Genomic DNA, 21,340 nt, shown 5'->3' on the forward strand with positions numbered 1-21,340 from the left:
CGGAGGCCGATCAGCGATTCGGGTGCGCCAGGCAGTAGGTGAAGAACTTCCCAAGTTCCGTGGATTTGTTGCGGAAGGCGTCCGCACCAGCATCTTGACCTGTCGAGCGCATAGTTTGACAGTCGCCTACGCAGCGGTTGCTGCCTTTGAGGGTTGCTCGACCAACTCACGCTGTGACGACTCCAGTCGTCCCAGCGCGAAGAAGACCCCGGCATCAACGCCCGGTCTGAAGGTATTGCAGTCGTAGCTCGGCGGCATCTTGGCGGCTACCCTGCTATCGCAAGTTCGGACGACTGCTTCTATGAGGACTTGTTTGTCAAGTCTTTCAATCAACATCTGAATGGCGTTTCATGGTGACTACCTTCGTGTTGCTGAGCGGGTTCGGCCGTGGCGGCATTGGTGACACATCTTGATCCGAGGTTGGGGCGTGGCGAGCGTTCGAGCCAGTGCCCGAACGAACTTCTATCCGTGCAGGATGCGGACACCTTGCACCTCATGCTGCATGCGCGCGAAGCGCACTGGCAAACCCCGGTTACCGGCGCGCCCCTTCTTTCGTGACGGTCACTTCGATGCAGTGACCCGCAGTCGTTGCGGGCGCGTCGACCTTTGATCATGATGATGCGTTCCTCGGCCGCCATTCGTGAGAGCAGTCTGCTTGCGGGACTTCAGGCTGTGGCCGGCTTGAGCAAGGCCCCGGGCGGGATCTCGCCGTACTGAAGGTAGCGCCACAGTGCGATCGCCAGTCTTCTCGCCACGGCGACGATGCCCACGCGACGCATCCGCTTGCCGCCACCGGCGAAACGACGGTTGAACCACTGGGTCAAAGCGCTATCGGGTTGCAGGCGCAACCAGCTCCAGGCGAGTTCCACCAGCATGGTCCGTGCTCGCTTGTTGCCGGCCTTGCTGATGCCCTGCTCGATCTGGCTGTCGCCGCTGGCATATGGCGTGGGCGCCAACCCCAGGCAACCGGCCAGCTCGCGCCGGTTGGCAAAGCGCCGCCAGCCGAACACCTCCTTGACCAACACCCAAGCGCCCTTGGCTCCGATGGCGCGCAACCGGGCCAGTTGCGTCACCTGCGGGTGCTTGCCACCGGCCAGTCCCTCGCGCCGCTCGGCCTCCATCGCCTTCACCTGCTGTTTGACCAACGCAAGCCGAGCGCTCTCGCGCTCGATCTCGGCGCGCAACACAGGCGGTACCTGCTCGCAATTGCGTTCCCACCAGCGCGCCCAGTCGCGTCCGCCGATGATGACGTGCGGGCGAAGGTTGTGCAGCACCAGCAGCGAGCCGATGCGGTTCGTGTGTGAGGTGCGCTCCTTTGTCAGCCGGGCGAGTTCGCGGTGCGTGCGACGCGCATCTTCCTCCTCGGGCGTGGGCTCATGCACCACGGACCACACACGCTCGCAGCGGTGATGGGCGATGAAGCACCTGGGGCTTTCGGCACCGATTCGGTGACACCGACGCCGTGGGCCTTGCCGAGCCGGCACGCGCCGGGCCTGGGGACGCCTCGTGTACGCGGACCTGGACGTGGCAGAGCCCGGCGTCGCGGAGGCCCGGACCGCCATGCGGGTGAGCGGCCTGCAGGCCGGCACCGACCTGCTGGTGACGGACACCTGGCGCGCGGGCGTCTACGTCGGCTATCTGGACGGCAACGCCGATGTCAGCGGCAATGCGCATGGCATCTTCAACACGGCTGTCGGCAGCAATGACCTGAATTCGCGCTTCCTGGGCGCCTACGCGACCTGGATGGATGCCAGCGGCTGGTACTTCGACAGTGTGCGCTGCAAGGGGCCAGCCACCGCTACGACGTCCGACCGGCCGGGAATCCTACGGTCTCGGGCAAGGCCAGCGGCTTCACCGCCTCGGTGGAAGGCGGCAAGGCGTTTGCGCTGAACGAGCGCTGGAGCATCGAGCCGCAGGCGCAACTGGCCTGGCAGCACAACAGCATCGACGACCTGCTCCTCAGCGGCGCGCGCGTACAGCAGGACTCGGCCAGCGGCTGGATCGCCCGGCTGGGCTTGCGCATCAAGGGGGATCTGGCCACTGCCGCCGGGCGGCTGCAGCCTTATGGGTGCCTGAACTTCTACCGCGCGAACTTCGGCGGCGATGCAGCCCTATTCATCGGACCGGCGGCATCGACCGCCATCGCAAGCGAGGGCAGCTACAGCGCCAGCGAAATCGCGGCGGGCGCGACCCTGGCGCTGTCATCGACGACAAGCCTTTGCGGCGAAATCGGCCACCAGTGGAACATGGGCGGCGATGCCAGCGTGAAGTCCTCAGTGCAAGGCTCGCTCGGCATCAAGGTGCGTTGGTAGCAATGCAGTTGAAGCACGGCAAGTAGCAACGCCGTCGCCATCAGCCTTGTGGAGATCGAACTTCGACTCCATCGAACGGCGGCTCGCGGGTGTTGTGCAGACGCTAGCAAGCGGTGGACGACAGGCGGCTCATGGCCGGGGCCGGGGCTAGCTAATGGGTGGCTCTTCTCGTCCACGCGTAGCACCATGGCCTTGAGCGGCGGATACAGGTACAAGCCCACGATGTCACGAACCTTCTCCACGAACAGCGGATCGCTGGACAGTTTGAACGTCTCCTGGCGGTGCGGCTGCAAGCCGAAGGCGCGCCAGATGCGTGCAACGGCCGTTTGCACCAGAGCATTCCTTCCGCAAAGCGCTAGAGACGCAAGGCCGCGCTCCAGTGAGTATGACGCTGGATGGCTATGCTGCCTCGCACCGCGCGGTGCGAGAACTGCCAGCACAGAGCACGCTCTGGAAACACACACGGCTGCGATCATCCAAGTATCTGAACAACATGATCGAGCAAGACCATCGGGGCGTGAAGTCGCGCATCAACCCCATGCTCGGCTTCAAGGTCTTCGACCGGCGGCGGTGACGATCGCCGGCGTGGAGTTGCTGCATCGCTTCGCAAGGGACAGTTCAATCTTTGCCGGTTGGGCCTTCAAGGCCAATTCGCGGCCGCGATCTGGAACGCGGGGCTTTCGGCCTGACCCGGCGCGAACGCACTCGCGCGGCTATTCGGCCACGTCGAAAATTCGCACCAGAGCCGAGCAGCGCACCAGTCTCCGTTGGGAACGCTGGACGAATCGACGAATCCGGGCCGACCTCGAAGGCAAACTTCCGAGGAAGTGCGGCAAGCAGCAGGTGCAAAATAGCCTTTCGTCGCCGTGGCCGGGCGAATGCTTCTTCGTGGCAGTGCACCGGCGGTGCACTGCCGTCGACAAGCGGGAGCGTTTTCAGTTGCCTGGTGCCGGCCGCTACAGGCTAGTTGTTCCGGGGCGCGGGAAGATGCCTGGCGATCGGGTTCGTACCGTCACGCCACGTCAGCCACCACGTGTCGAATCTTCTGCAGCATCCACGCGAGCGCCTGGTCGGCCTCGAAGCGCTTGTGCCACGAAAGGTAGAGCGGCGAAGGCGCAAAGGGCAACGGCGGTTCGTGCACGCTGAGGCCGAACAGATCCGCGAAGGTGGCGCCCATACCGCTGGGCAGGTTGCAGATGTAGCCAGTTCGTGCCGCAATGACCGGCATCGATATGAAGTGCTGCGCGATGGCCCCGATAGGACGCTTCAACCCGCGTTCGGCGAGTGTCTGGTCGACGATCGTGCCGCGCCGCTCCGGTGTACGTATGACGATGTGCGGCCGCTTCAGGTAAAGCTCGAGGGGGAAACGCCGCTTGACCAGTTTTTCGCGTTTCCAGATGAGGGTGACCAGGCCGATCTCGGCCGCAACTTCGCTGCGCACGCCCGACCCCTTCACGGCTTGGCCGTCGATGACGGCATCCACCTGGCCCGATTCGAGCAGTTGTCGACCGAGGTCGCCCTCCGGCACCGCGACCAGCTTGATGAGAATGCCCGGTGCCTCGCGGGCAACCTCCTCGATGAGTTGGGGCGCCATGGAGAACTCCACCATGTCGCCTGCACCGATCCTGAATTCGCGTTGTGCGAGCGATGGCACAAAGGCCTCGCCCGCCTGCAATGCGAGTCCGATCTGTGCGAGCGCTTCGCGCACTGGAGCGACCAGCGACTCGCCACGCGCCGTCGGCACCAAGCCTTCCTTGCTCGACACGAAAAGTTCGTCGCCCAGCGCGTCGCGCAATCGACGCAAGGCATGGCTGACGGCGGGTTGGCTCAAGGCCAGCTTGTCACTCGCTCGAGTGACGCTGCGCGTCTCCCATAGCTTCAGAAAGACCGCAAGCAGGTTCAGGTCGAAGTTGTCGACATTCAGTTTGTGCATGCGTGCTATCCAAAGAGTTCATTGTACTTATGGCTTGATAGGCGATGCAATAGAGGCCTCAACAGACATTCACCACGGAGACACGCACATGAGCAACACGACACCCCTTTCGATGGGCTGGTTCTGCCCCACCCTCGGAGACACGAGTGCATTCGGCGATCCGTCGCAGAGCATTCCTCAATCGCTCGAACACTTCGAACGCGTCTCGCTGGCGGCGGAAGCTGCCGGCTTCGACTACATGCTGGTGCCGGTTTCGCCCGTTTGCTGGGACGCCTGGGTCTCGGCCTCCTTCATGCTGGCCCGCACGAAGAAGCTCAAGGCACTGGTCGCCATCAAGCCGGGCTTCTTCCATCCAGTGGCGCAGGCCAAGATGGTCTCGACGATGGACCAGTTGTCCAATGGCCGCGTCTACCTGAACCTCATTGCCGGCATCAGCGAGAAGGACGCCGCGGCAGAAGGCCAGTACGTTTCCAAGGAAGAGCGCTACGCACAACTCGAGGAAGAGGTCCGCCTCATGAAGCGACTCTGGGCCGAGGAGGGTGTCCAGTTCAAGGGCGACTACTATCACGTCGACGGCCCGAAGATCCTACCGAAGCTCGTGCAGAACCCGCACCCGCCTTTCTTCCTGGGCGGCGGCTCCGAACAGGCGGCCGAGATCTCGGCGCAGCACTCGGCCGTGCATCTCTTCTGGGGCGACTACCCGGAGAAGATCCGCGAGGAAATCAATCGGATGCGTCAGCGCGCGACCAAGTACGGACGCGAGAGCGAAATCAAGTTCGCGATGCGCCTGCAGATCATCTGCCGTGAGACCGAGGCCGAGGCATGGGAAGCCGCGGACCGCCTGATCGAAGGCGCCAACGAAACCGCCAGCGCCAAGGCCATGGTGAAAGCACTCGAAGGCTCCACTTCTTCCGCGGCCAATGCACGCCAGAAGGAACTGTCGAAGACGGTCGGCCGCAAGATGACGCCGCACCTCTGGACCGGCATCACCGAAGTGCGTCCCGGCGCCGGGGTGGCCGTGGTCGGCAACCCGCAGCAGGTGGCCGCGCAACTGCAGGAATTCGTGGACGCCGGCTGCTCGGGCTTCTGCCTGTCGGGCTATCCGCACCACGAAGAGGCCGAGCGCTTCGGCCGCCTGGTCATGCCCCTGCTCATGAACTAACGCGACCGACCCGCCCCCCCACAACGGAGACAAAACATGACTGCAACGATCGACAAGGGCCAGTTCCGCAAGGCGCTCGGCTCATTCACCACCGGCGTCACCATCGTGACCACGCGCGGTGCGGACGGCAAGGACTACGGGCTGACCGCCAACAGCTTCAACTCGGTGTCCATGGACCCGCCAATGGTGCTGTGGAGCCTCGGAAAGAACTCCTCGAGCATCGCGGCGTTCAAGGACACGGACTACTTTGCGGTGCACATCCTCGCGGCCGACCAGGAGGTCGTGTCCAACCGCTTTGCCAAGAGCGGCACCGACAAGTTCGCCGGCGCGCAAGTGGCGCGCGGGCACGGCGAGGTGCCGTTGCTCGACGGCTGCTCGGCGCGCTTCGAGTGCCGCGTCGCCTACCAGTACGACGGCGGCGATCACATCATCTTCGTGGGCGAGGTGCTCAACTTCGACCACTTCGCCCGACCACCCCTGATTTTCCATGGAGGGAACTACGGTTTGCTACTCAAAAAAGCCGATGAAGCAGACGTCAGCGCCACCTTCGGCGGCGACTGGCTCGGAAACCTGCTGGGACGCGCGTACTACCAGCTCCTGATGCCGATCAAGGCCGACCTGAAGGACAAGGGTCTGCGCGACGTCGACTACAACGTTCTGTCCGTGCTGAGCATGGGCGACAGCCGCACGTTCGACGAACTCTCCCAGCTTGTCGCGATCTCGGGTTACGAAGTCAAAGCCTCGGACATCCAGGCGCTGGTCGAACAAGGATTGATCAAGGTCGAGGGCGAGGGGCCGAGCGGCCTGGTCCGCTTCACCGGCGAAGGCCGCGCCTACGCCATCGAACTGCTCGCCGCGGGCAAGTCGGCTGAGGCCAATGCGGAGCGCGAGCTCGACTACCGCGAGGCGCAGGTACTCAAGTTGTTGCTCAAGCGTGTCATTCAATCCACCTCGAGTGGCCTGCCCAGCCATTGGCGCAAGGAGCACTTCTGGCGCGAGAACAACCTGTGGCGTGATGAAGTCGCGGCCAATCAAGCCTGAGTTCTGCAACGCAATGCATACAACAACGAGAGAGACAAGCATGGACATAGCAACATCAACAGAGCAAGGCGAAGGCCGCCCGGCAGTCAGCCCGGGCCGAGCGTGGTATGCCGTCGGCGTGCTCCTGGCCGCCTACATCTTCTCGATCATGGATCGCCAGATTCTGACCTTGCTGGTCGGACCCATCCAGAAGTCGCTTCACGTGAACGACACGCTGATCGGCTTGCTGCACGGCTTCACTTTCGCGGCGTTCTACGGCGTGATGGGCCTGCCGATCGCGCGGCTCATTGACCGTGGCAACCGCCGCGTAATCATTGCTGTTGGCATCGCCGTATGGAGCTTGGCCACTGCGGCGGGTGGACTTGCCACGGAGTACTGGCACTTGCTGGCCGCGCGCGTTGCCGTGGCGGTTGGCGAGGCGGTACTGGTACCAGGTACCGTCTCGTTGTTGGCCGACCTGTTTGCGCCGGAGCGTCGCGGTCGCGCGATGGGCGTATTCGGCGCGGCAGGGGCTGTTGGTTCCGGGGTGGGCCTGATCGCGGGCGGATTGATCCTCGGCGCCTACACCGCGTCGCGCCCCGTCCTGCCCTTCCTCGGCGAGATCGAGCCGTGGCAGGCGACTTTCATCGCCGTCGGACTTCCGGGTGTCGTCATCGCGTTCTTCATGCTGCTCGTACCCGAGCCTCGCATCGCGAGGAAGGGCATTTCAGGCGCTTCGAGCGTGGCAGAGGAAGCGGTCAGTGTGCCGATTGTTCAGGTCAAGGACTATATCGTGCAGAACGGCAAGACGATCACTTCGTTCCTGGTGGGCGCGGGCTTCTTCTACATGTGCGTGTATGGCTACGCAGGCTGGGCTCCGACGTATTTCGTGCGTCACTTCGGCTGGAAGTACCAGGAGATCGGCAAGGTGTTCGGTTTGCTGCTTGCCATCGCGGGACCGCTCGGCACTCTTTTCGCATCCTGGCTCGGTGACCACTGGCGCAAGCGCGGCATCGTCAACGCCTATATGCGCATCGCGCTGGTGGCGGTCGCAGGCCTCACGGTCTCGACCAGCGCCATGGTGCTGGTGCCCACCGCGAACATGGCGGCGGTCTGCCTCGGCCTGTCGGCGTTCTTCTCGTTCTTCCTGTTTGGCGTAGGGCCTGCGGTCATTGCGCAGATTTCTCCGGCCCCGATGCGTGGCCAGCTTGCGGCGCTCTACACTGGTGGCTTGAACCTCCTGGGCGCAGGCATGGGTCCGGTCGCGATCGGCTTGCTGACGGACTACGTGTTGCGTGATCCGAAGGCGATCAGTACCTCGATGCTCATCGTGTTCCTGGTGGCTGGTGCCCTGGCAACGCTGCTCTTCCGCAGTGGCCTGAAGTCCTACGCCGAGACGCTCAAGCGCGCTGCCGAGTGGCAACTCAAGCCGGAAGCGGCGCAGGGCTTCACGTCAGCGCCTGCGACCGGTGTCGCCGGGCTGAAGCCCCGCTGACCAACGCCGGGGCGGTGCATTCGCTCCGGTCACATCCCCAATGAACGTTCCTCGCAGCAAACCCATGCCGCAGGAACATCGCACGCAAATAAAGGAATAAATCATGTTTGGTTTGATGATGGATCGCCCGCTGCTGCTGTCGAGCCTGCTCGAGCATGCCGAGCAGCAGTATTCGGATGTCGAAATCGTTTCGCGCGAAACGCACGGCGACCTTTTCCGCTACACCTATCGCGATCTCGCGCGGCGCGCACGCCAACTCGCCAACGCGCTCGCCGCCCTCGGCATGGCCAGCGGATCGCGTGTGGCCACGCTGGCATGGAACAACCACCGCCACCTGGAGGCCTACTTTGCGGTCTCGGGCAGCGGTGCCGTGCTGCACACCTGCAACCCGCGCCTGCATGCCGAGCAGCTTGCCTACATCCTGAACCACGCCGAAGACGACATCGTGCTGTTCGACAGCACTTTCCTGCCGCTGGTCGAGGCCGTGGCGCCGATGTGCCCGGGCATCCGCGCCTTTGTGCTGATGACCGACGAAGCGCACATGCCCGCGCAGTCGAAGCTTCAGGGTCTGCTGTGCTATGAGACCCTGCTCGCCACGCAGGGCGACGCCTTCACCTGGCCCGAGTTCGACGAGCGCACCGCGAGCTCGCTGTGCTTCACCTCCGGCACCACCGGCAACCCCAAGGGGGTGCTGTATTCGCACCGCTCGACGATGCTGCACAGCTTCGCGCTGACCATGCCCGACACGCTGTCGCTGTCGGTGCGCGATTGCGTACTGCCCGTCGTGCCCATGTTCCATGTGAACGCCTGGGGCATCCCGTACGCGGCGCCGATGAACGGCTGCAAGCTGGTGCTGCCCGGCCCGCGCCTCGACGGCGCTAGCCTGTTCGAACTGATGGAAGCCGAAGGCGTGACTTGCAGCGCAGGCGTGCCGACGATCTGGCTCGGACTGGCGCAGTTCATGGAAAGCCAGGGCCTCAAGCCCTCGACCATGCGCCGCTCCGTGGTGGGCGGCTCGGCGATGCCGCAATCACTAATCCGCGACTTCGCGGAGAAGTTCGACGTCGAAGTGCGCCACTGCTGGGGCATGACCGAGACCAGTCCGCTGGGCACGCAGGGCGTGCCGCTTGCCAAGCACGCCGCGCTCGATGCCGAGCAGCAATATGCGCTGCGCAGCAAACAGGGCCGCGCCGTCTTCGGCGTGCAGCTCAAGGTGGTGGACATCGATGGCAATGCACTGCCGCGCGATGGCAAGTCCGCGGGAGAGTTGATGGTGCGCGGGCCCTGGATCGTCTCCGAGTATTTCAAGGGAGAGAAGCCCGCGCTGCGCGACGGCTGGTTCCCGACCGGGGACATCGCCACCATCGACGCCGACGGCACCATGCAGATCACCGACCGCGTCAAGGACGTGATCAAGTCCGGCGGCGAATGGATCAGTTCGATCGACCTGGAGAACGCAGCCATCGCCCATCCCGCGCTCGCGATGGCCGCGGTCATCGGGGTCAAGCATCCGAAGTGGGACGAACGCCCGGTGCTGTGCGCGGTGAAGAAGCCGGGCCACGAGATCGACGAGGCCGCGCTGCTCGAGTTCCTCGGCGGCAAGGTTGCCAAGTGGTGGCTGCCTGACCAAGTGATCTTCGTCGACAGCCTACCGATGGGTGCCACCGGCAAGATCCAGAAGATGGACCTGCGCCAGAAGTACGCCGACATCCTTTGCGGCGATGCGGTGACCTCGAATGTGAGCACGAGTCCATGACCACAACCTATCGACCGTTGGCAGCTTCATGCGATTGCGGCAGCAATCGCATGGTAGTGACCGCCGCGCCCGTCGCGCGTTTCATCTGCCATTGCGAGATCTGCCAAGCCTACACCGGCAAGCCGTTCTCGGATGTCACGGTGCTGCGCGCCCGCGATGTCGACATGTCCGCTGCGCGCTCGGTTGTCTACAGGAAGTACCGCTTGCCGCCGAACATCGAGCGAGGCAGTTGTCATGTCTGCGGCAAACCGGTCATCGAGTTCGGCCTGGCCGGCCCCGCCAAGCTGGCGTTCTTGCCCACCGGCAACTACGCGGACACCTCGACGCTGCCGCCTGCGTCGCTGCACATGTTCTATCACCGCCGGGTGAGCGACATACATGACGACTTACCCAAGCACAGCGGTTACTTCGCCAGTCAACTGGCCGTGGTGGGGCTGCTGTTCGGGGGGTTGACTGCCAAAGCCAAGCCATCGGAGCACTGAGCCGCGGTCGCCGGCGCGCGGCGGCCATCAGCGGTGCTGGGTCTGGCCCCCGACGCAGGTTCCCGCGGTCTTGGCGCAGCGGAGCGTAAGTTCTAAGCATTCAGTTTGTGCATTCAGCACATCGGAAACTTTCATTTTACTTATGAGACTGCCCGCGGTGCAATAGAGGCCTGAGAGACGCGATCCCAACAACACGCAGACAAGGACACATCATGAACAACGCACCATTCCAATCGGCCGGCAGCCTGGCCGCCAATGAACGCGTCGCGCGCATCTTCGCCGCGCAGCAGGCCGCCTTCGCCGCAGCACCCAGCGCGAGCGCGCCTGAGCGCCTGAGCCGGCTCAGGGCGCTGAAGCGTCAGTTATCGCGCTACCAGGACGTTCTGGCCGACGCCATGAGCCGCGACTTCGGCCACCGCGCGCACGCAGAATCGAAGATGCTGGACGTGCTGGGTTCAATGATGGAACTCAACCACGCGATCTCGCATGTCAAGCGCTGGATGAAGCCGAGCCGCCGCGCGACCGAGCTGCTGTTCCTGAGCAACAGCGTCAAGGTGATGTACCAGCCCAAGGGAGTCGTCGGCGTCATCACGCCGTGGAACTTCCCGATCTACCTGGCACTGGGCCCGGCCATCGCCGCGCTTGCCGCCGGCAACCGCGTGATGATCAAGATGCCCGAGGCCACGCCGGCGACCAACGCGGTCTTCAAGGCGATGCTGGGCGAGGTCTTCGCGGAAGACCTGGTGGCGGTGGTGGGGGAAGAATTGATCGACCCCAACGTCTTCACCTCGCAGCCGTTCAACCACATCGTGTTCACGGGCTCGCCAGCCGTCGGCAAGATCGTGATGCGCACGGCGGCTGCCAACCTGACGCCGGTGACGCTCGAACTCGGCGGCAAGTCGCCGGCCCTGGTCACGCGCAACTATCCCGTGGCCGATGCGGCCAGGCGCATCACGCACGGCAAGGCGACCAACGCCGGCCAGATCTGCGTCGCCCCGGACTACGCGCTGGTGCCGCGCGAACGCGTTGATGAATTCGTCGAGAGTGTGAGCCGCACCTACAAGGGCTTCTTCAAGGGCAGGACGGCCGGCAACCCCGACTTCACCGGCATCGTCGACGAGCGCCAGTTCCGGCGCATCCGGCGCATCCTGGAGGACGCGCAGGCCAAGGGCGCGCACATCGCGTCCTGTGGTCCTGCCCCCGTGGGCAACAGCCGCGCGCTGCCGCTGCAGATCATCACCAACGTCACGCCCGACATGCTCGTGATGAAGGAGGAACTCTTCGGCCCGCTGTTGCCGGTCGTTCCGTACGACACGATGGAAGAGGCCATCGCCTTCATCAACGAACGCGAGCGTCCGCTGGCGCTCTATTGCTTCAGCCACGACAGCGCCGAGCGCGACAACCTGCTGCGCCGCACCCACTCGGGCGGCGTTGCGATCAACGACTGGGGCTGGCATGTGGTGAACCACGATGCGCCCTTCGGGGGCATCGGCAACTCGGGCATGGGCAACTACCACGGGGAAGAGGGCTTTCGCGAGCTGTCGCATGCCAAGACGGTGTTCAAGCGCCATCGCTTCTTCCCGACTGACATGTTCTATCCGCCGTACGGCACCTTCGTCCAGCGCATGGCGCTGAAGTTCTTCCTCGGAAATCCGGATGCCACCCTCGGCACCTCGCAGGGCCACGGGCCTCGCTGAAAGACGCGTGCTTTCATGAAGACCGCCATCGTCATCGGCAATCCCAGATTGCATTCGCGCACCGCGCAGGCCGCGACCATGCTCGCCACCGCACTGACTGGCGCCCCACCTGGCACGACCATCGAACTGGCCGAACTGGGGCCGGCGCTGCTCGGCTGGAATGATCCGGCCGTCGAAGCCGCCGTAAGCACCGTAGCCGCCTCGCGCCTCGTGATCGTGGCGAGTCCCACCTTCAAGGCAAGCTACAGCGGCTTGCTCAAGCTGTTCCTTGACCAGTTCGCCGGCGGCACTGGCTTGCAGGGCGTAGTCGCCATTCCGCTGATGCTCGGCGCCACGGCCATGCACGGCATGGCGGCGGAGTGCCTGCTCAAGCCGGTGCTCGTCCATCTCGGCGCCGTGTGCCCCGCGCCCGGGCTCTTCCTGCTGGAGAAGGCCTTCGAAGACGGCTTGGCCATCCAGTCCTACGCCAATCGCTGGGGCCCTGCGGCGCGCATCTGCGCAGGCCTCCATGCATCAGGCGCCACCACCGAATCGAACCTGACATGCTGACACTGACCCAACTGCGACCTTCCAGATAGCAGGTCATCCTGCCCGGCGCGCTCACCGCGATCACCATCGCCCTCGCAGCGACATTCATCTCGGAGCACTACGGCGGCCCGCAGCTGCTCTATGCGCTGTTCTTCGGCATGGCGTTCAACTTCCTGGCCGACGATCCGCGCATCCAGTCCGGGATCGAGTTCGTCGCGCGCCGCTTGTTGCGCTTCGGCGCGGCGCTGCTCGGTGCGCGCATCACGATGGGGCAGGTGACGGCGCTTGGCATGGGCCCCGTCGTGCTGGTCGTGGTCGGGACGGTGGCGACGATCGCCTTCGGTGCCTTCCTCGGCAAGCGCCTGGAGCGCTCGACGACCGAGGGTCTGCTGACAGGCGGCGCAGTGGGCATCTGTGGCGCGTCTGCGGCACTGGCGCTCTCGGCAGTGCTGCCGAAGAACGCGGAGAACCAGCGCTTCACCCTGCTGACCGTGGTCGGCGTCACGTCGCTCTCCACGCTCGCGATGATTCTCTATCCCGCCATCGCCCGGCTCCTGCACCTGGATCCGACGGCGGCAGGCGTCTTCTTCAGCGGCACCATCCACGACGTCGCGCAAGTGGTCGGCGCGGGCACGATGATCTCGCCCGAAGCCGCGGACACGGCCACGGTCGTGAAGCTCCTGCGCGTGGCCTTGCTCGTGCCTGCGGTGCTCGTCTTCTCGCTGATGTATCGCGGCGACAAGACGGCGCAGGCCACCACCGTGCGGCCAGCACTGCTGCCGGGCTTCCTTGTCGCGTTCATGGTCTGGTGGGCGTGAACAGCGCGGGGCTCATCTCGCACGATCTGGGCGGCGCATTGAACCAGGTCTCACGCTGGTGCCTTGTCGCCGCGATTGCAGGGCTAGGCGTCAAGACCTCGTTCCAGCAACTGGCGGCACTAGGCTGGCGGCCGGTGGCGCTGATGGTCCGGCGCAGAGAACGCACACGTTGATCAGGCGCGTCGAACCTCCGTCAACTGATTGCAGCGGCGCGCGCCTGACGGTCCGCTAAGCGAATCGCCCGACGCGGGCCAATCACCGCCGCCGGGCGGGCCATACCAAAAAATACCCGCCGAAGCGGGTAAAAGAGTCCAGCGCAAGATTAAAAGCCGGGCTCTGAGGAATAGAGGTGCCGTGAAAGCCTGCCATGTGCGCTCGTTGGCTTCGGCCGAAGGCAGTTTTGGGGCTGCCTGCGAAATGACGTTACTTCGGCGTGCCGCCCTGAGTTGAACGGCGCTTCTTGGTGCCATCCTTGTTGGTGCGGCGCGTGTCCCGGGTTTCGGCACGCGCTTCGCCGCTGGTTGCGGCCTTATCTGTGCCGATTGCGCCGCCTTCAGGGGTTTTGGCAATGTCCCCGGCCGGAGCCTTCACCTGACCTTGGGCCTTCGAATTTTTCTTGGCCTCAGCGCGTTGCTGCGACTTGCTGTTGGTGGCGTTGCCTTGCTCATCCGAGGTGCCGGAAGGGTTCTGGGCATACGCACCTGCTGCGAAAAGGCCGGCGATCATGACGGCGAGAAACTTGCTCATGAAAAATGTCCTTCGGAAGTTGGTGTAAAGAACCTCTTTATCAATACAGAGGTACGCCGACAACGAGCAATCTCTATTGGCCGTTGACAGTTTCAATACGGCAACTTTGAAATAACTCAGCCAGCATCCTGCCTCCTTTTTACCTCTACCTTCTGGGGTTTGCAACGCACGGTCGTTTGGCGATGAAGGACGAGAGTGGCTCGATACGAAAAATCACTTACTCAGCAGTCGATAATTTAGGCTACAAAACTCGCCGCGGCAATCGAATTGATGATCCAATAGCGCATGAAGCGAGATGGCCGCACGCTGGATCACAAAACGCTTGAAGAGATTCGCCTGATGGCAGTCGAGCGAGTTCGCGATGGCGAGAAGCCTTCTGCGGTGATCGCTGCCTATGGCTTCAGTCGCACCACGATCTACAAATGGCTGAGGGCTTCTTCGGGGCGAGGCAATGGCCTCAAGGCGTTGCGCAGCACGCGCGGCACTGGCCGGCCGCGTACGCTGAGTCCCGCGCAGGAGCGCCAAGTGTTTCGTTGGATCAATGGACGCGACCCGCGACAGTACGGCTTGGACTTCGGGCTGTGGACACGCGCCATTGTCGTGACGCTGATCGAACAGAAGTTCGGCGCGAAGATGGGAGTAACGGCAGTCGGTGCGTTGCTGGCCAAGCTCGGACTGACCCCGCAAAAGCCACTGCAGCGCGCCTACCAGCGCAACCCGCAAGCCATCGAGCGCTGGCAGCGTGAAACCTACCCCGGCATCGCTGCGGCTGCGAGGCAAAGCGGGGGCGAAGTCTATTTCTGGGACGAGTCGGGTTTTCGGGCTGACACCGTGCACGGCAAGACCTGGGCGCCCAAGGGCAAGACCCCGGTCATTGAGCGTCCCGGCCAGCGCCAGTCGATCTCGGCGGCCTCGGCTATCAACGCCAGGGGAGGGTTCTGGTTCGCGACCTACCAAGGCGCGCTGAATGCCGAGCTATTCATCGAATTGCTCAAGATGATGATGAAGGGTCGCAGCGAGCCCGTGCACCTGGTGGTAGACGGATTGCCAGTTCACAAGAAAGCCAACGTGCGCGAGTACATCGAGTCCACCGAGGGCCAGCGGAGCATGCACATCCTGCCGGGCTACGCACCGGACCTGAATCCGGACGAGCTGGTGTGGAGTCACGTCAAGCGTACCGGCGTGGCTCGCAACCCCTTGCGAGCTGGGGAAAAACTCGAAATTCGCGTCGACCAGCAGTTGCGCGAGATGCAGAAGAACCGCCGGCTTGTTCGATCATTCTTCGAAACGCCTTCTGTCGCCTATATTTCTGACTGCTGAGTAAGGCCCGAGCGGTAGTAAGGTTGCTACCGCCGGAGAGTTTCGCGCTGGAGGTTGTGGCGCGCGAGGTGGGCGTTGGTGTGGGGACGCTGAAGCGCTGGCGTGAGGATGTGCAGTCCATGCCCGCCCGAGGGCGGGCATGGACTGCGGGCGCCCGGCTCGAGGCGGTGATCACGGCGGCGGCAATGCCTGAGGCCGCCAGGAACGCCTGGTGCCGGCGAGCATGGCGTGTACCCAGGTGATCTTGACAAGTCCTTGTCGAATGCACCAAGGTCAACGCATATTCACACACGCGATCGCAGGCGGCCAGCTTCAAGTGCTGGGTCGGGTGATGACTCATGTCATTGCTTGTATTGACTCGTGTGGATGTCCGATGAGCGCTCGCCAAAACTCCCGCCCAGCGCCAGATAGAGGTTGACACGCTGCACCAGTCGTTCGCTTCGCACGCGCAGCAGCGTCGATTGCGCGCCGTACAGCCGCAGGTTCTGTTGCAGTGTCGTGCGCAGGTCGATCGAGCCGACCCTAAAGCGCGTGTTCGCGAGGTCCAGCCCGCGCTGGTTGTCGACCACCACCTGGTTCAGGATGGCCTCGCGCTTGTCCAGCACGAAGACGGCCGATAGCGCGTTCTCGACCTCGCTGAAGGCACGCGCACCGGTGCGGCCGTACTCGGCCAGCGCCTGCCTCTGCTCTGCCGTGCGCAGCTCGACTTGCCCCTGCAACTGTCCGCCGAGGAAGAGGGGTGCGAGCAGGGATGCGCCACTGCTCCACGTCGGGTTGTCGCGGTCCTTGAGCACGAAGAGTTCGCTCGTAATGCTGGTGACCGTGGCCGTGAGCGAAATGGTCGGCAGGCGCGCGGCCTTGGCCTGTTCGGTGCGGTACATCGCGGCCGCCACCCGCCGCTCGGCTGCCACTACGTCTGGGCGCCGCTCGAGCAGGTTGGAAGGCATGCCGACCGGAATCGGCGCCGACGTGGCGCCCAAGCTGTCGGGCACGGCAAGCGTCGCGCCGGGGTAGCGGCCCGCCAGGATCTCCAGCGAGCGCAGAGCCTGCTGATAGGACTGGTCGAGGCTCTGTACCGTGTCGCGCAGGTTGTTGAGGCTGGCTTGCGCTTGGCTTACGTCGTACTCGTCGCCGACGCCCACGCGAAGGCGCTCGAGCGTGAGGCTTTCAAGCTGGGTCGAGGCCTTAACCGTGTCTTCGGCAAGCTGCTTCTGCATGCGCGCCTCGGTCGCCAGGAACCAGCCCTTGGCCACTTGCGCCGCGATGGACTGGCGCGCGTATTGCGCATCGAGCGCGGCCGACCCGTACTGCTGCTGGGCCGCGGCGGCCCCCGCACGCACACGGCCCCACAGGTCGAGTTCCCAGTTGACGAAGATGCCCACGCCTTGCAGGCCCGTGGCGTCGCCGCCCATCTTGCCGCCGCCGCGCCCCAGCAGGCTCACTTGCGGATACAGCGTGCCGGCCGCGACGCGTTGCAGTGCAGCCGCTTGCTCGACGCGCGATGCGGCGACCTGCAAGTCGTAGTTGTAGGCCAGCGCTTCCTGGGCCAGCGCATCGAGTTGCGAGTCGTGGAAGGTAGCGAGCCACCGGTCAGCAACCTCGCCGCTCGCCTCGCTGGGTGCCACCCATGCGGGCGGCACCTGGCGATTGGGCGCGGAAGTCGCGGCCAGCTCGTCGCGACCGGGCGGCGACTTGAGTGCGCAACCTGCGAGCATCGCCGCCGTGGCCGCGATCAGGGCCAAGGGAAGAAGGGGGCGGTGTGCGCGCATGCTCAGTGCAGTTGCAGGATCAGGTAGTTGAGGTAGGAACCCACCCGCATGACCACCTTTCGAAGGATCTGGATGTGGTGGCCGTGCTGGGTGTAGATGGCCGCGTGGCCCGCAGCGCCGGCCGCCAGAAACACGTCGCGGTCTTTGTCGGCAATGTCGAACTTGACCGCGTAGCGGCCCGCCGGCTGCGGCGCATAGCCTGACATGGGGACCTGCCCGCCGGCCTGCAGTTGGCCCTGGCCTTGCGCCCAGATGATCGAATCGACGCGGGCCTTGATGACCGTGCCTGGCAAGGTGTCGAGCGAGATCTCGGCCTCGTCGCCGTCGCGCACGGCATGCAGCTGGTTCTGGTTGAACAGGGCCACGACCTGGCCTTGTGCCTCCACCAGCGTCATCACCGGATTGACCGGCAAGCCCGCCACGAAGGCGCCGGCACGCAACTGAAGGTTGACGACGTAGCACTCGCAAGGCGACACGGTGGTGGTCTGATCCAGCAGCCACTTGGCGTTGTCGAGCTGCGCACGGATCTGCGCCACCTGCGCGTACTCGCCGTTGACCTGCGCGCCCAGGCGTTGCACCACCTGCTGCTCGCCAGCCAACGCCTGGGCTTCGGCGCCGCGGGCTTGCGCCTGCAGGCTGTGGGCGGCGTCGAGCTGGCCTTCCTGCGCACGCAGGTCGGTCTCGGCCTTTTCGAGGTCGAACTTGCTGCCGGCGCCGGTGCGCACGAGTTCGCGGTACTGCGCCGCGCGCTTGCGTGCGAGTTCGAGCGTAGCGGTCACCTCACGCAATCGGCTGGCGGCCTGCTGCATGGCGCCGCGCGCCTCCGCGACCTTGCCTTGGGTGCCCTTGAGCGACGCTTCCACCTCGCGCTGGCCGGCCTGCGCGTTGGCCAGTTGTGCGGTGAGGGTGTTCACATCGAGCTGGTAGGGCGTGCGGTCGATGCGAAACAGCACGTCGCCCTTGTGCACCAGGCGGTTGCCTTCTTCCACTGGCACTTCGATCACGCGGCCGCGCACCTGCGAGACGATCGGGATGGTGTACTTGTAGACGCGTGCATCGGGCGATGACGGCGCAATCACGTTGAGCGTCAGGATGAGCACGGTCAGCGCCACGATAGGGATGATCACTACCGTGATCTGCGTCACGGCGTTCCATGGCAGCCACTTGAGCTTGATGAAGATGAGCCAGACGAAGAAAGAATAGATGCCAAGCAGCAGCAGTTCCATTACGCGCCGCCTTTCTGCGCGGTGGCCGCAGCTTGCGCCCGCAGGCGCGCCGCCTCTTCGTAGTGCAGGCGCGTGAGCTCGTCCTTGAGGGCCCTCAGGCGCGGGGGCAAGGCGCCCCTGGCTTCCATCGCCTCGAGGTCCTCGCGCAGGTGGACGAGGTCTTCGCGCGCAAGGCCACCGGCGCGATGCTTCTCGGCCATCTCGTCGTAGTAGTCCTCGTGCTTGTCGGTGCCGTAGGCGGCGCGGTAGCCAATGGGCTTGGTGAAGGCCCAGAGCCACGCCAGCGGCCAGAGCAGCCCGCCGAACAGCAGCGAGAGCAGGCAAAGCGTGGTGATGGCATCGCGCTGGGGATGGTGCCGGTGGTGCGCGATCTTTTCAGGCAGCACGTGGACCAGCCAGAAGATAATGACGCCCACGATCGGCACGAAGCACAGGACGAAGATGGTGAGCCAGTCGGCCATCGTGTCCTGGAAGCTCGTGTCGCGTTCGGCTGCGGTGGCCGACAGGCATGAGCCAACCAGCAGGAGCGCAACTGTGAAGCGCCCGAGCCCACTTCCCAAGGGGGCCGTGTGCCGCATCCTTGCAAGAGTCCGGCAATGCCTGCAACGCATTCGTTTCATGCTCGCAGCCCAGTCCATCGCGCGCTCACTTCCGAGCTGCCGCGCCGCTCCTCAAGGAATAGGCCCGGCGGACCGTCCAACCCTGCTGACGCGACAAGCGAGACGCCGATAGTTCGAGAGATAGATCCGCCACGAATGTCGAGTCCCATGTGAACCTCCAGTCATCGCCGGCGTTGCAGTCCACCTGACGCGTTTGGCGAGAATGCTCTTGCGAAAGCAAAAGCGCTACGTAAAAACGGCAAGCTCGAACAACGTGGCGAACGCTTCGGATTCGGGGCGTCAACCCAGTCTTGTATTGACCTTGGCGCAGAAGCCAGTCCCGCGCGTCCCTTGTGACCTATTGCTACAAGCACGCAGGTGACAGACTCTCTACTCTACGGTAGAACCGCAGCGCGCAACCGCAATGTCCGACCACTTGGAAGCGATCGCTGATGCATGCAGTCTTTCTTGTTGACACAGGCCTGCCGTAATGCTGAACACAAATTCAGAGATGGCGGCACGCGCCAACGTGCGGGTGTTGAGCTTTCCCGAGTTCGATCAGTTCGCGGAGTCCCTGCAAGGCTTTCAGGGGCAGTATTTCATTACGAAGCGGCAGGTCCAGGAATGGAAACTGCAAATCATCGATCTTGATGGCGTTTCAATCATGACAGGACAGGAAGGCGCCGCGCGCATCTTCAACGGGGTCGGAAAGGATCATTGCTTCCATGTTTATTTCGTTCTTGACGGTCAGGGCGACGTGAAGACTGACGGCCGTGCACTCGGCACTTCGGACGTGGCCTGGACCGTCCCGCAACAGGCGTTCCACACCTTCAGTCAAGGCCCCATCCGCTGGCTCAATGTGTCCATCCGTGCCGACCTTCTGCAAGCCTGGGTGAACATTCACGAAGACGAATTCCCTCGGGCTTTGTTGACGCAAAGTATTGTCAAGCGGGCGTGCGCTGCAACTGCCGAACTTGAGCGAATTGTTGGCTCTTTGTCCAGCACCTCGGCAAATCCGCGCGAGAGCGCTCTTCGCCTGGCCGCGCGTCAGTCAGTACTCGATGCGACGATGCGCGCGCTTGTGCCGCTAGGAAATCACGATGCAAGCCCTGATCGAGCTGTCAATCGTCGAAGGATCGTGGATCGCGCCCTGCAAAAGTTGGAAGCGAGCGTCGGCGATGCCATCGACACCGCGCAGTTGTGCAACGCCAGCGGCACCTCCGAGCGGACGTTGCGCAATGCATTCCAGGCGCATTTTGGTGTCGGGCCTCACAATTACGTCATGCTGCATCGGCTACACGCGATACGTGAGCGTATACGCCGCGCGCAGCCATGCGACAGTGTGACCAGCCTATGCAGTCGCTTTGGCATCTGGGACTATGGCCGCTTTGCGCGCGCTTATCGGATGCAGTTCGGAACGCTACCTTCTCAGGACCTCTACGGCGACTCGCGATGGCCCCGGTCGGCCATCCGGCACGGCGACGTTCAATAGTTGAAATGGCTGCTTTTACGTAGTGGACGCGATCGAAGGGGTGCATGCTCGTGTTTTTTGCTGTGGGGGATCACGGCATGAACCATCGACGCAAAAGGCGTTCTCGCGACGCGCACGTAGTGCCCCCGTCATCGGGGGGGAGTGTCGTCGCCCACGTGCTCGCGCTCTCAGATGAGCTTGCGGGGCAGTTGCCGCCCCTGGCATTGCTTTGTTCAGAGCTCGGCATCAGCGAGCGCACCCTGCGAAACGCGTTCCACACCGAAACCGGGATGGCGCCAACCCGTTTTCTGCGACTTCGCAGACTGCATCTGGTGCGCGCCGCGCTCCTGGCGGCCGATCGCGAAGCACCCAGCGTCTCAGCCGTTGCAACGCGCTACGGCTTTCAAGACGGAGGACGAATGGCAGCCGCCTATCGCGCCCTCTTTGACGAGTATCCGAGCACGACGCTCGCAAGGCGTAGCAGCCAACTGTTGCGCTGACCGTCGGCTACCCCTTCCGATTTACCGTTTTTACGTAGTGAGCCGAGGGCCTGGAGCGCATGATCGGCAAATCCCTGAATCGTTCTTGCCATCACGATGCATTGACCCATTGAGGTAAGCCATGCCGAACGACGCCATTTCAGTTGATGTTGCAACGGATCCCAACGCACCGATTGTGCAGAGCGCTGAGACTGTTAGCGACTCGACACGGATGCATGGAGTTCCTGCAAGCGGGGACAAGATGAAACGACAGGCTTTCGCCGCTGCCGTCACGCTGGCCTTGTGCGGCGCATCGCATGCGCAGTCCAACGAGGAGCTCAAGGCCACGCTGGACCAGGCGATGAAGACGATCCAGGACCTGCAGGCGCGCGTGAAGAACCTGGAGCAGAAGGAGTGGGCTCCGCCCGCTGGCGCGACGGCCGCGCCAGCCGTGGCGGGCGCGGCAGCTGCGCCGGGCGCGCCACCCGCAGCACCTTCGGCGTTCTCATTGGGTGCACCTGTGATT

General features: G+C 63.9%; 18 protein-coding genes and 4 pseudogenes. 15 read left to right on the plus strand and 7 right to left on the minus strand.

Features of this window, described 5'->3' with window-relative positions; all coding sequences use genetic code 11:
- Nucleotides 1-665: 665 nt before the first annotated feature.
- Nucleotides 666-1,382 carry a transposase gene (locus HB681_RS38880; RefSeq protein ID WP_345944813.1) on the minus strand — a complete coding sequence of 239 codons (717 nt, stop codon included), beginning with the start codon at nt 1,380-1,382 and terminating at the stop codon, nt 666-668.
- Nucleotides 1,383-1,500: 118 nt separating this feature from the next.
- Between HB681_RS38880 and HB681_RS36520 the strand changes: the two are divergent.
- Both HB681_RS36520 and HB681_RS36525 read left to right on the plus strand, forming a co-directional pair.
- Nucleotides 1,501-1,890: pseudogene (locus HB681_RS36520) on the plus strand (autotransporter outer membrane beta-barrel domain-containing protein); the annotation flags it as partial.
- Entirely contained in the window at nt 1,779-2,312 is a 534-nt protein-coding gene (locus HB681_RS36525) for an autotransporter domain-containing protein (protein WP_256354379.1), read from the plus strand. The pseudogene HB681_RS36520 and the gene HB681_RS36525, both read left to right, overlap by 112 nt.
- A gap of 161 nt (nt 2,313-2,473) precedes the next feature.
- Here HB681_RS36525 and HB681_RS36530 read toward each other — a convergent pair.
- A pseudogene (locus HB681_RS36530) lies at nt 2,474-2,635 on the minus strand (IS630 family transposase); the annotation flags it as partial.
- A 20-nt stretch (nt 2,636-2,655) separates the two neighbouring features.
- Here HB681_RS36530 and HB681_RS36535 point away from each other — a divergent pair.
- Nucleotides 2,656-2,871 (plus strand): annotated as a pseudogene (locus HB681_RS36535) (DDE-type integrase/transposase/recombinase); the annotation flags it as partial.
- A 453-nt stretch (nt 2,872-3,324) separates the two neighbouring features.
- Here HB681_RS36535 and HB681_RS36540 read toward each other — a convergent pair.
- Entirely contained in the window at nt 3,325-4,245 is a 921-nt protein-coding gene (locus HB681_RS36540) for a LysR family transcriptional regulator (RefSeq protein ID WP_213959796.1), read from the minus strand.
- Nucleotides 4,246-4,333: 88 nt separating this feature from the next.
- On the opposite strand from HB681_RS36540, the gene HB681_RS36545 reads away from it, so the two are divergent.
- The 8 genes and pseudogenes from HB681_RS36545 to HB681_RS36580 all read left to right on the plus strand — a co-directional run bounded on the left by HB681_RS36545 (nt 4,334) and on the right by HB681_RS36580 (nt 13,376).
- Nucleotides 4,334-5,407, plus strand: a complete 1,074-nt coding sequence (locus tag HB681_RS36545; RefSeq protein WP_213959797.1) for an LLM class flavin-dependent oxidoreductase — start codon at nt 4,334-4,336, stop codon at nt 5,405-5,407.
- A gap of 36 nt (nt 5,408-5,443) precedes the next feature.
- Nucleotides 5,444-6,448: a flavin reductase gene (locus tag HB681_RS36550; protein WP_213959798.1), complete on the plus strand. Its 1,005-nt coding sequence runs from the start codon at nt 5,444-5,446 to the stop codon at nt 6,446-6,448.
- Between the two features lie 118 nt (nt 6,449-6,566).
- Nucleotides 6,567-7,922, plus strand: coding sequence for an MFS transporter (locus HB681_RS36555; RefSeq protein WP_213959799.1), 1,356 nt, complete (start codon nt 6,567-6,569; stop codon nt 7,920-7,922).
- Nucleotides 7,923-8,025: 103 nt separating this feature from the next.
- Nucleotides 8,026-9,678 (plus strand): 3-(methylthio)propionyl-CoA ligase, encoded by a 1,653-nt coding sequence (locus HB681_RS36560; protein WP_213959800.1) that lies wholly within the window; start codon nt 8,026-8,028, stop codon nt 9,676-9,678.
- Between the two features lie 50 nt (nt 9,679-9,728).
- Nucleotides 9,729-10,160 (plus strand): GFA family protein, encoded by a 432-nt coding sequence (locus HB681_RS36565; protein ID WP_213959801.1) that lies wholly within the window; start codon nt 9,729-9,731, stop codon nt 10,158-10,160.
- Between the two features lie 212 nt (nt 10,161-10,372).
- Complete coding sequence (locus HB681_RS36570) at nt 10,373-11,857, plus strand: coniferyl aldehyde dehydrogenase (protein WP_213959802.1); 1,485 nt, start codon at nt 10,373-10,375, stop codon at nt 11,855-11,857.
- 15 nt (nt 11,858-11,872) lie between these two features.
- Nucleotides 11,873-12,406 (plus strand): NAD(P)H-dependent oxidoreductase, encoded by a 534-nt coding sequence (locus HB681_RS36575; protein ID WP_213959803.1) that lies wholly within the window; start codon nt 11,873-11,875, stop codon nt 12,404-12,406.
- A gap of 86 nt (nt 12,407-12,492) precedes the next feature.
- Nucleotides 12,493-13,376 (plus strand): annotated as a pseudogene (locus HB681_RS36580) (putative sulfate exporter family transporter).
- Nucleotides 13,377-13,626: 250 nt separating this feature from the next.
- Here the strand turns inward: HB681_RS36580 and HB681_RS36585 are convergent.
- Entirely contained in the window at nt 13,627-13,950 is a 324-nt protein-coding gene (locus tag HB681_RS36585; protein ID WP_213955562.1) for a cell envelope biogenesis protein TolA, read from the minus strand.
- Nucleotides 13,951-14,235: 285 nt separating this feature from the next.
- Between HB681_RS36585 and HB681_RS36590 the strand changes: the two genes are divergently transcribed.
- Nucleotides 14,236-15,270, plus strand: a complete 1,035-nt coding sequence (locus HB681_RS36590; protein WP_213959804.1) for an IS630 family transposase — start codon at nt 14,236-14,238, stop codon at nt 15,268-15,270.
- Nucleotides 15,271-15,611: 341 nt separating this feature from the next.
- On the opposite strand, the gene HB681_RS36595 is transcribed toward HB681_RS36590, so the two are convergent.
- Genes HB681_RS36595 through HB681_RS36605 form a run of 3 tightly spaced genes read right to left on the minus strand, consistent with a single transcriptional unit; the run spans nt 15,612 to nt 18,843 of the window.
- Nucleotides 15,612-17,039, minus strand: coding sequence for an efflux transporter outer membrane subunit (locus tag HB681_RS36595; RefSeq protein WP_213959805.1), 1,428 nt, complete (start codon nt 17,037-17,039; stop codon nt 15,612-15,614).
- Between the two features lie 2 nt (nt 17,040-17,041).
- Nucleotides 17,042-18,265 carry an HlyD family secretion protein gene (locus HB681_RS36600; protein ID WP_213959806.1) on the minus strand — a complete coding sequence of 408 codons (1,224 nt, stop codon included), beginning with the start codon at nt 18,263-18,265 and terminating at the stop codon, nt 17,042-17,044.
- On the minus strand, nt 18,265-18,843 hold the full coding sequence (locus HB681_RS36605; RefSeq protein WP_213959807.1) for a DUF3302 domain-containing protein: 579 nt from the start codon (nt 18,841-18,843) through the stop codon (nt 18,265-18,267). The genes HB681_RS36600 and HB681_RS36605 overlap by 1 nt, the downstream gene beginning before the upstream one ends.
- Nucleotides 18,844-19,375: 532 nt before the next feature.
- On the opposite strand from HB681_RS36605, the gene HB681_RS36610 reads away from it, so the two are divergent.
- From HB681_RS36610 to HB681_RS36620, 3 genes are all read left to right on the plus strand, one after another.
- Nucleotides 19,376-20,356 (plus strand): helix-turn-helix domain-containing protein, encoded by a 981-nt coding sequence (locus HB681_RS36610; protein WP_213959808.1) that lies wholly within the window; start codon nt 19,376-19,378, stop codon nt 20,354-20,356.
- Nucleotides 20,357-20,433: 77 nt separating this feature from the next.
- A complete protein-coding gene (locus HB681_RS36615) occupies nt 20,434-20,835 on the plus strand; it encodes a helix-turn-helix domain-containing protein (RefSeq protein ID WP_213959809.1) in 402 nt (133 codons plus the stop codon).
- A 241-nt stretch (nt 20,836-21,076) separates the two neighbouring features.
- The coding region (locus HB681_RS36620) for a hypothetical protein (RefSeq protein ID WP_213959810.1) at nt 21,077-21,340 on the plus strand (264 nt) is incomplete at its 3' end.

It is taken from the genome of Variovorax sp. dw_954 (genome assembly GCF_018449755.1).
Taxonomy (GTDB): domain Bacteria; phylum Pseudomonadota; class Gammaproteobacteria; order Burkholderiales; family Burkholderiaceae_C; genus Variovorax.

Excerpts from the sequence above, each read along its gene's own strand:
- HB681_RS36570 (WP_213959802.1), top strand. The coding sequence starts at position 10,373 with ATGAACAACGCACCATTCCAATCGGCCGGCAGCCTGGCCGCCAATGAA.
- HB681_RS36540 (WP_213959796.1), bottom strand. The coding sequence starts at position 4,245 with ATGCACAAACTGAATGTCGACAACTTCGACCTGAACCTGCTTGCGGTC.
- HB681_RS36560 (WP_213959800.1), top strand. The coding sequence starts at position 8,026 with ATGTTTGGTTTGATGATGGATCGCCCGCTGCTGCTGTCGAGCCTGCTC.
- HB681_RS36585 (WP_213955562.1), bottom strand. The coding sequence starts at position 13,950 with ATGAGCAAGTTTCTCGCCGTCATGATCGCCGGCCTTTTCGCAGCAGGT.
- HB681_RS36575 (WP_213959803.1), top strand. The coding sequence starts at position 11,873 with ATGAAGACCGCCATCGTCATCGGCAATCCCAGATTGCATTCGCGCACC.
- HB681_RS36610 (WP_213959808.1), top strand. The coding sequence starts at position 19,376 with ATGGCGGCACGCGCCAACGTGCGGGTGTTGAGCTTTCCCGAGTTCGAT.
- HB681_RS36565 (WP_213959801.1), top strand. The coding sequence starts at position 9,729 with ATGGTAGTGACCGCCGCGCCCGTCGCGCGTTTCATCTGCCATTGCGAG.
- HB681_RS36615 (WP_213959809.1), top strand. The coding sequence starts at position 20,434 with ATGAACCATCGACGCAAAAGGCGTTCTCGCGACGCGCACGTAGTGCCC.
- HB681_RS36545 (WP_213959797.1), top strand. The coding sequence starts at position 4,334 with ATGAGCAACACGACACCCCTTTCGATGGGCTGGTTCTGCCCCACCCTC.
- HB681_RS36605 (WP_213959807.1), bottom strand. The coding sequence starts at position 18,843 with ATGCGGCACACGGCCCCCTTGGGAAGTGGGCTCGGGCGCTTCACAGTT.
- HB681_RS36590 (WP_213959804.1), top strand. The coding sequence starts at position 14,236 with ATGAAGCGAGATGGCCGCACGCTGGATCACAAAACGCTTGAAGAGATT.
- HB681_RS36550 (WP_213959798.1), top strand. The coding sequence starts at position 5,444 with ATGACTGCAACGATCGACAAGGGCCAGTTCCGCAAGGCGCTCGGCTCA.
- HB681_RS36595 (WP_213959805.1), bottom strand. The coding sequence starts at position 17,039 with ATGCGCGCACACCGCCCCCTTCTTCCCTTGGCCCTGATCGCGGCCACG.
- HB681_RS36600 (WP_213959806.1), bottom strand. The coding sequence starts at position 18,265 with ATGGAACTGCTGCTGCTTGGCATCTATTCTTTCTTCGTCTGGCTCATC.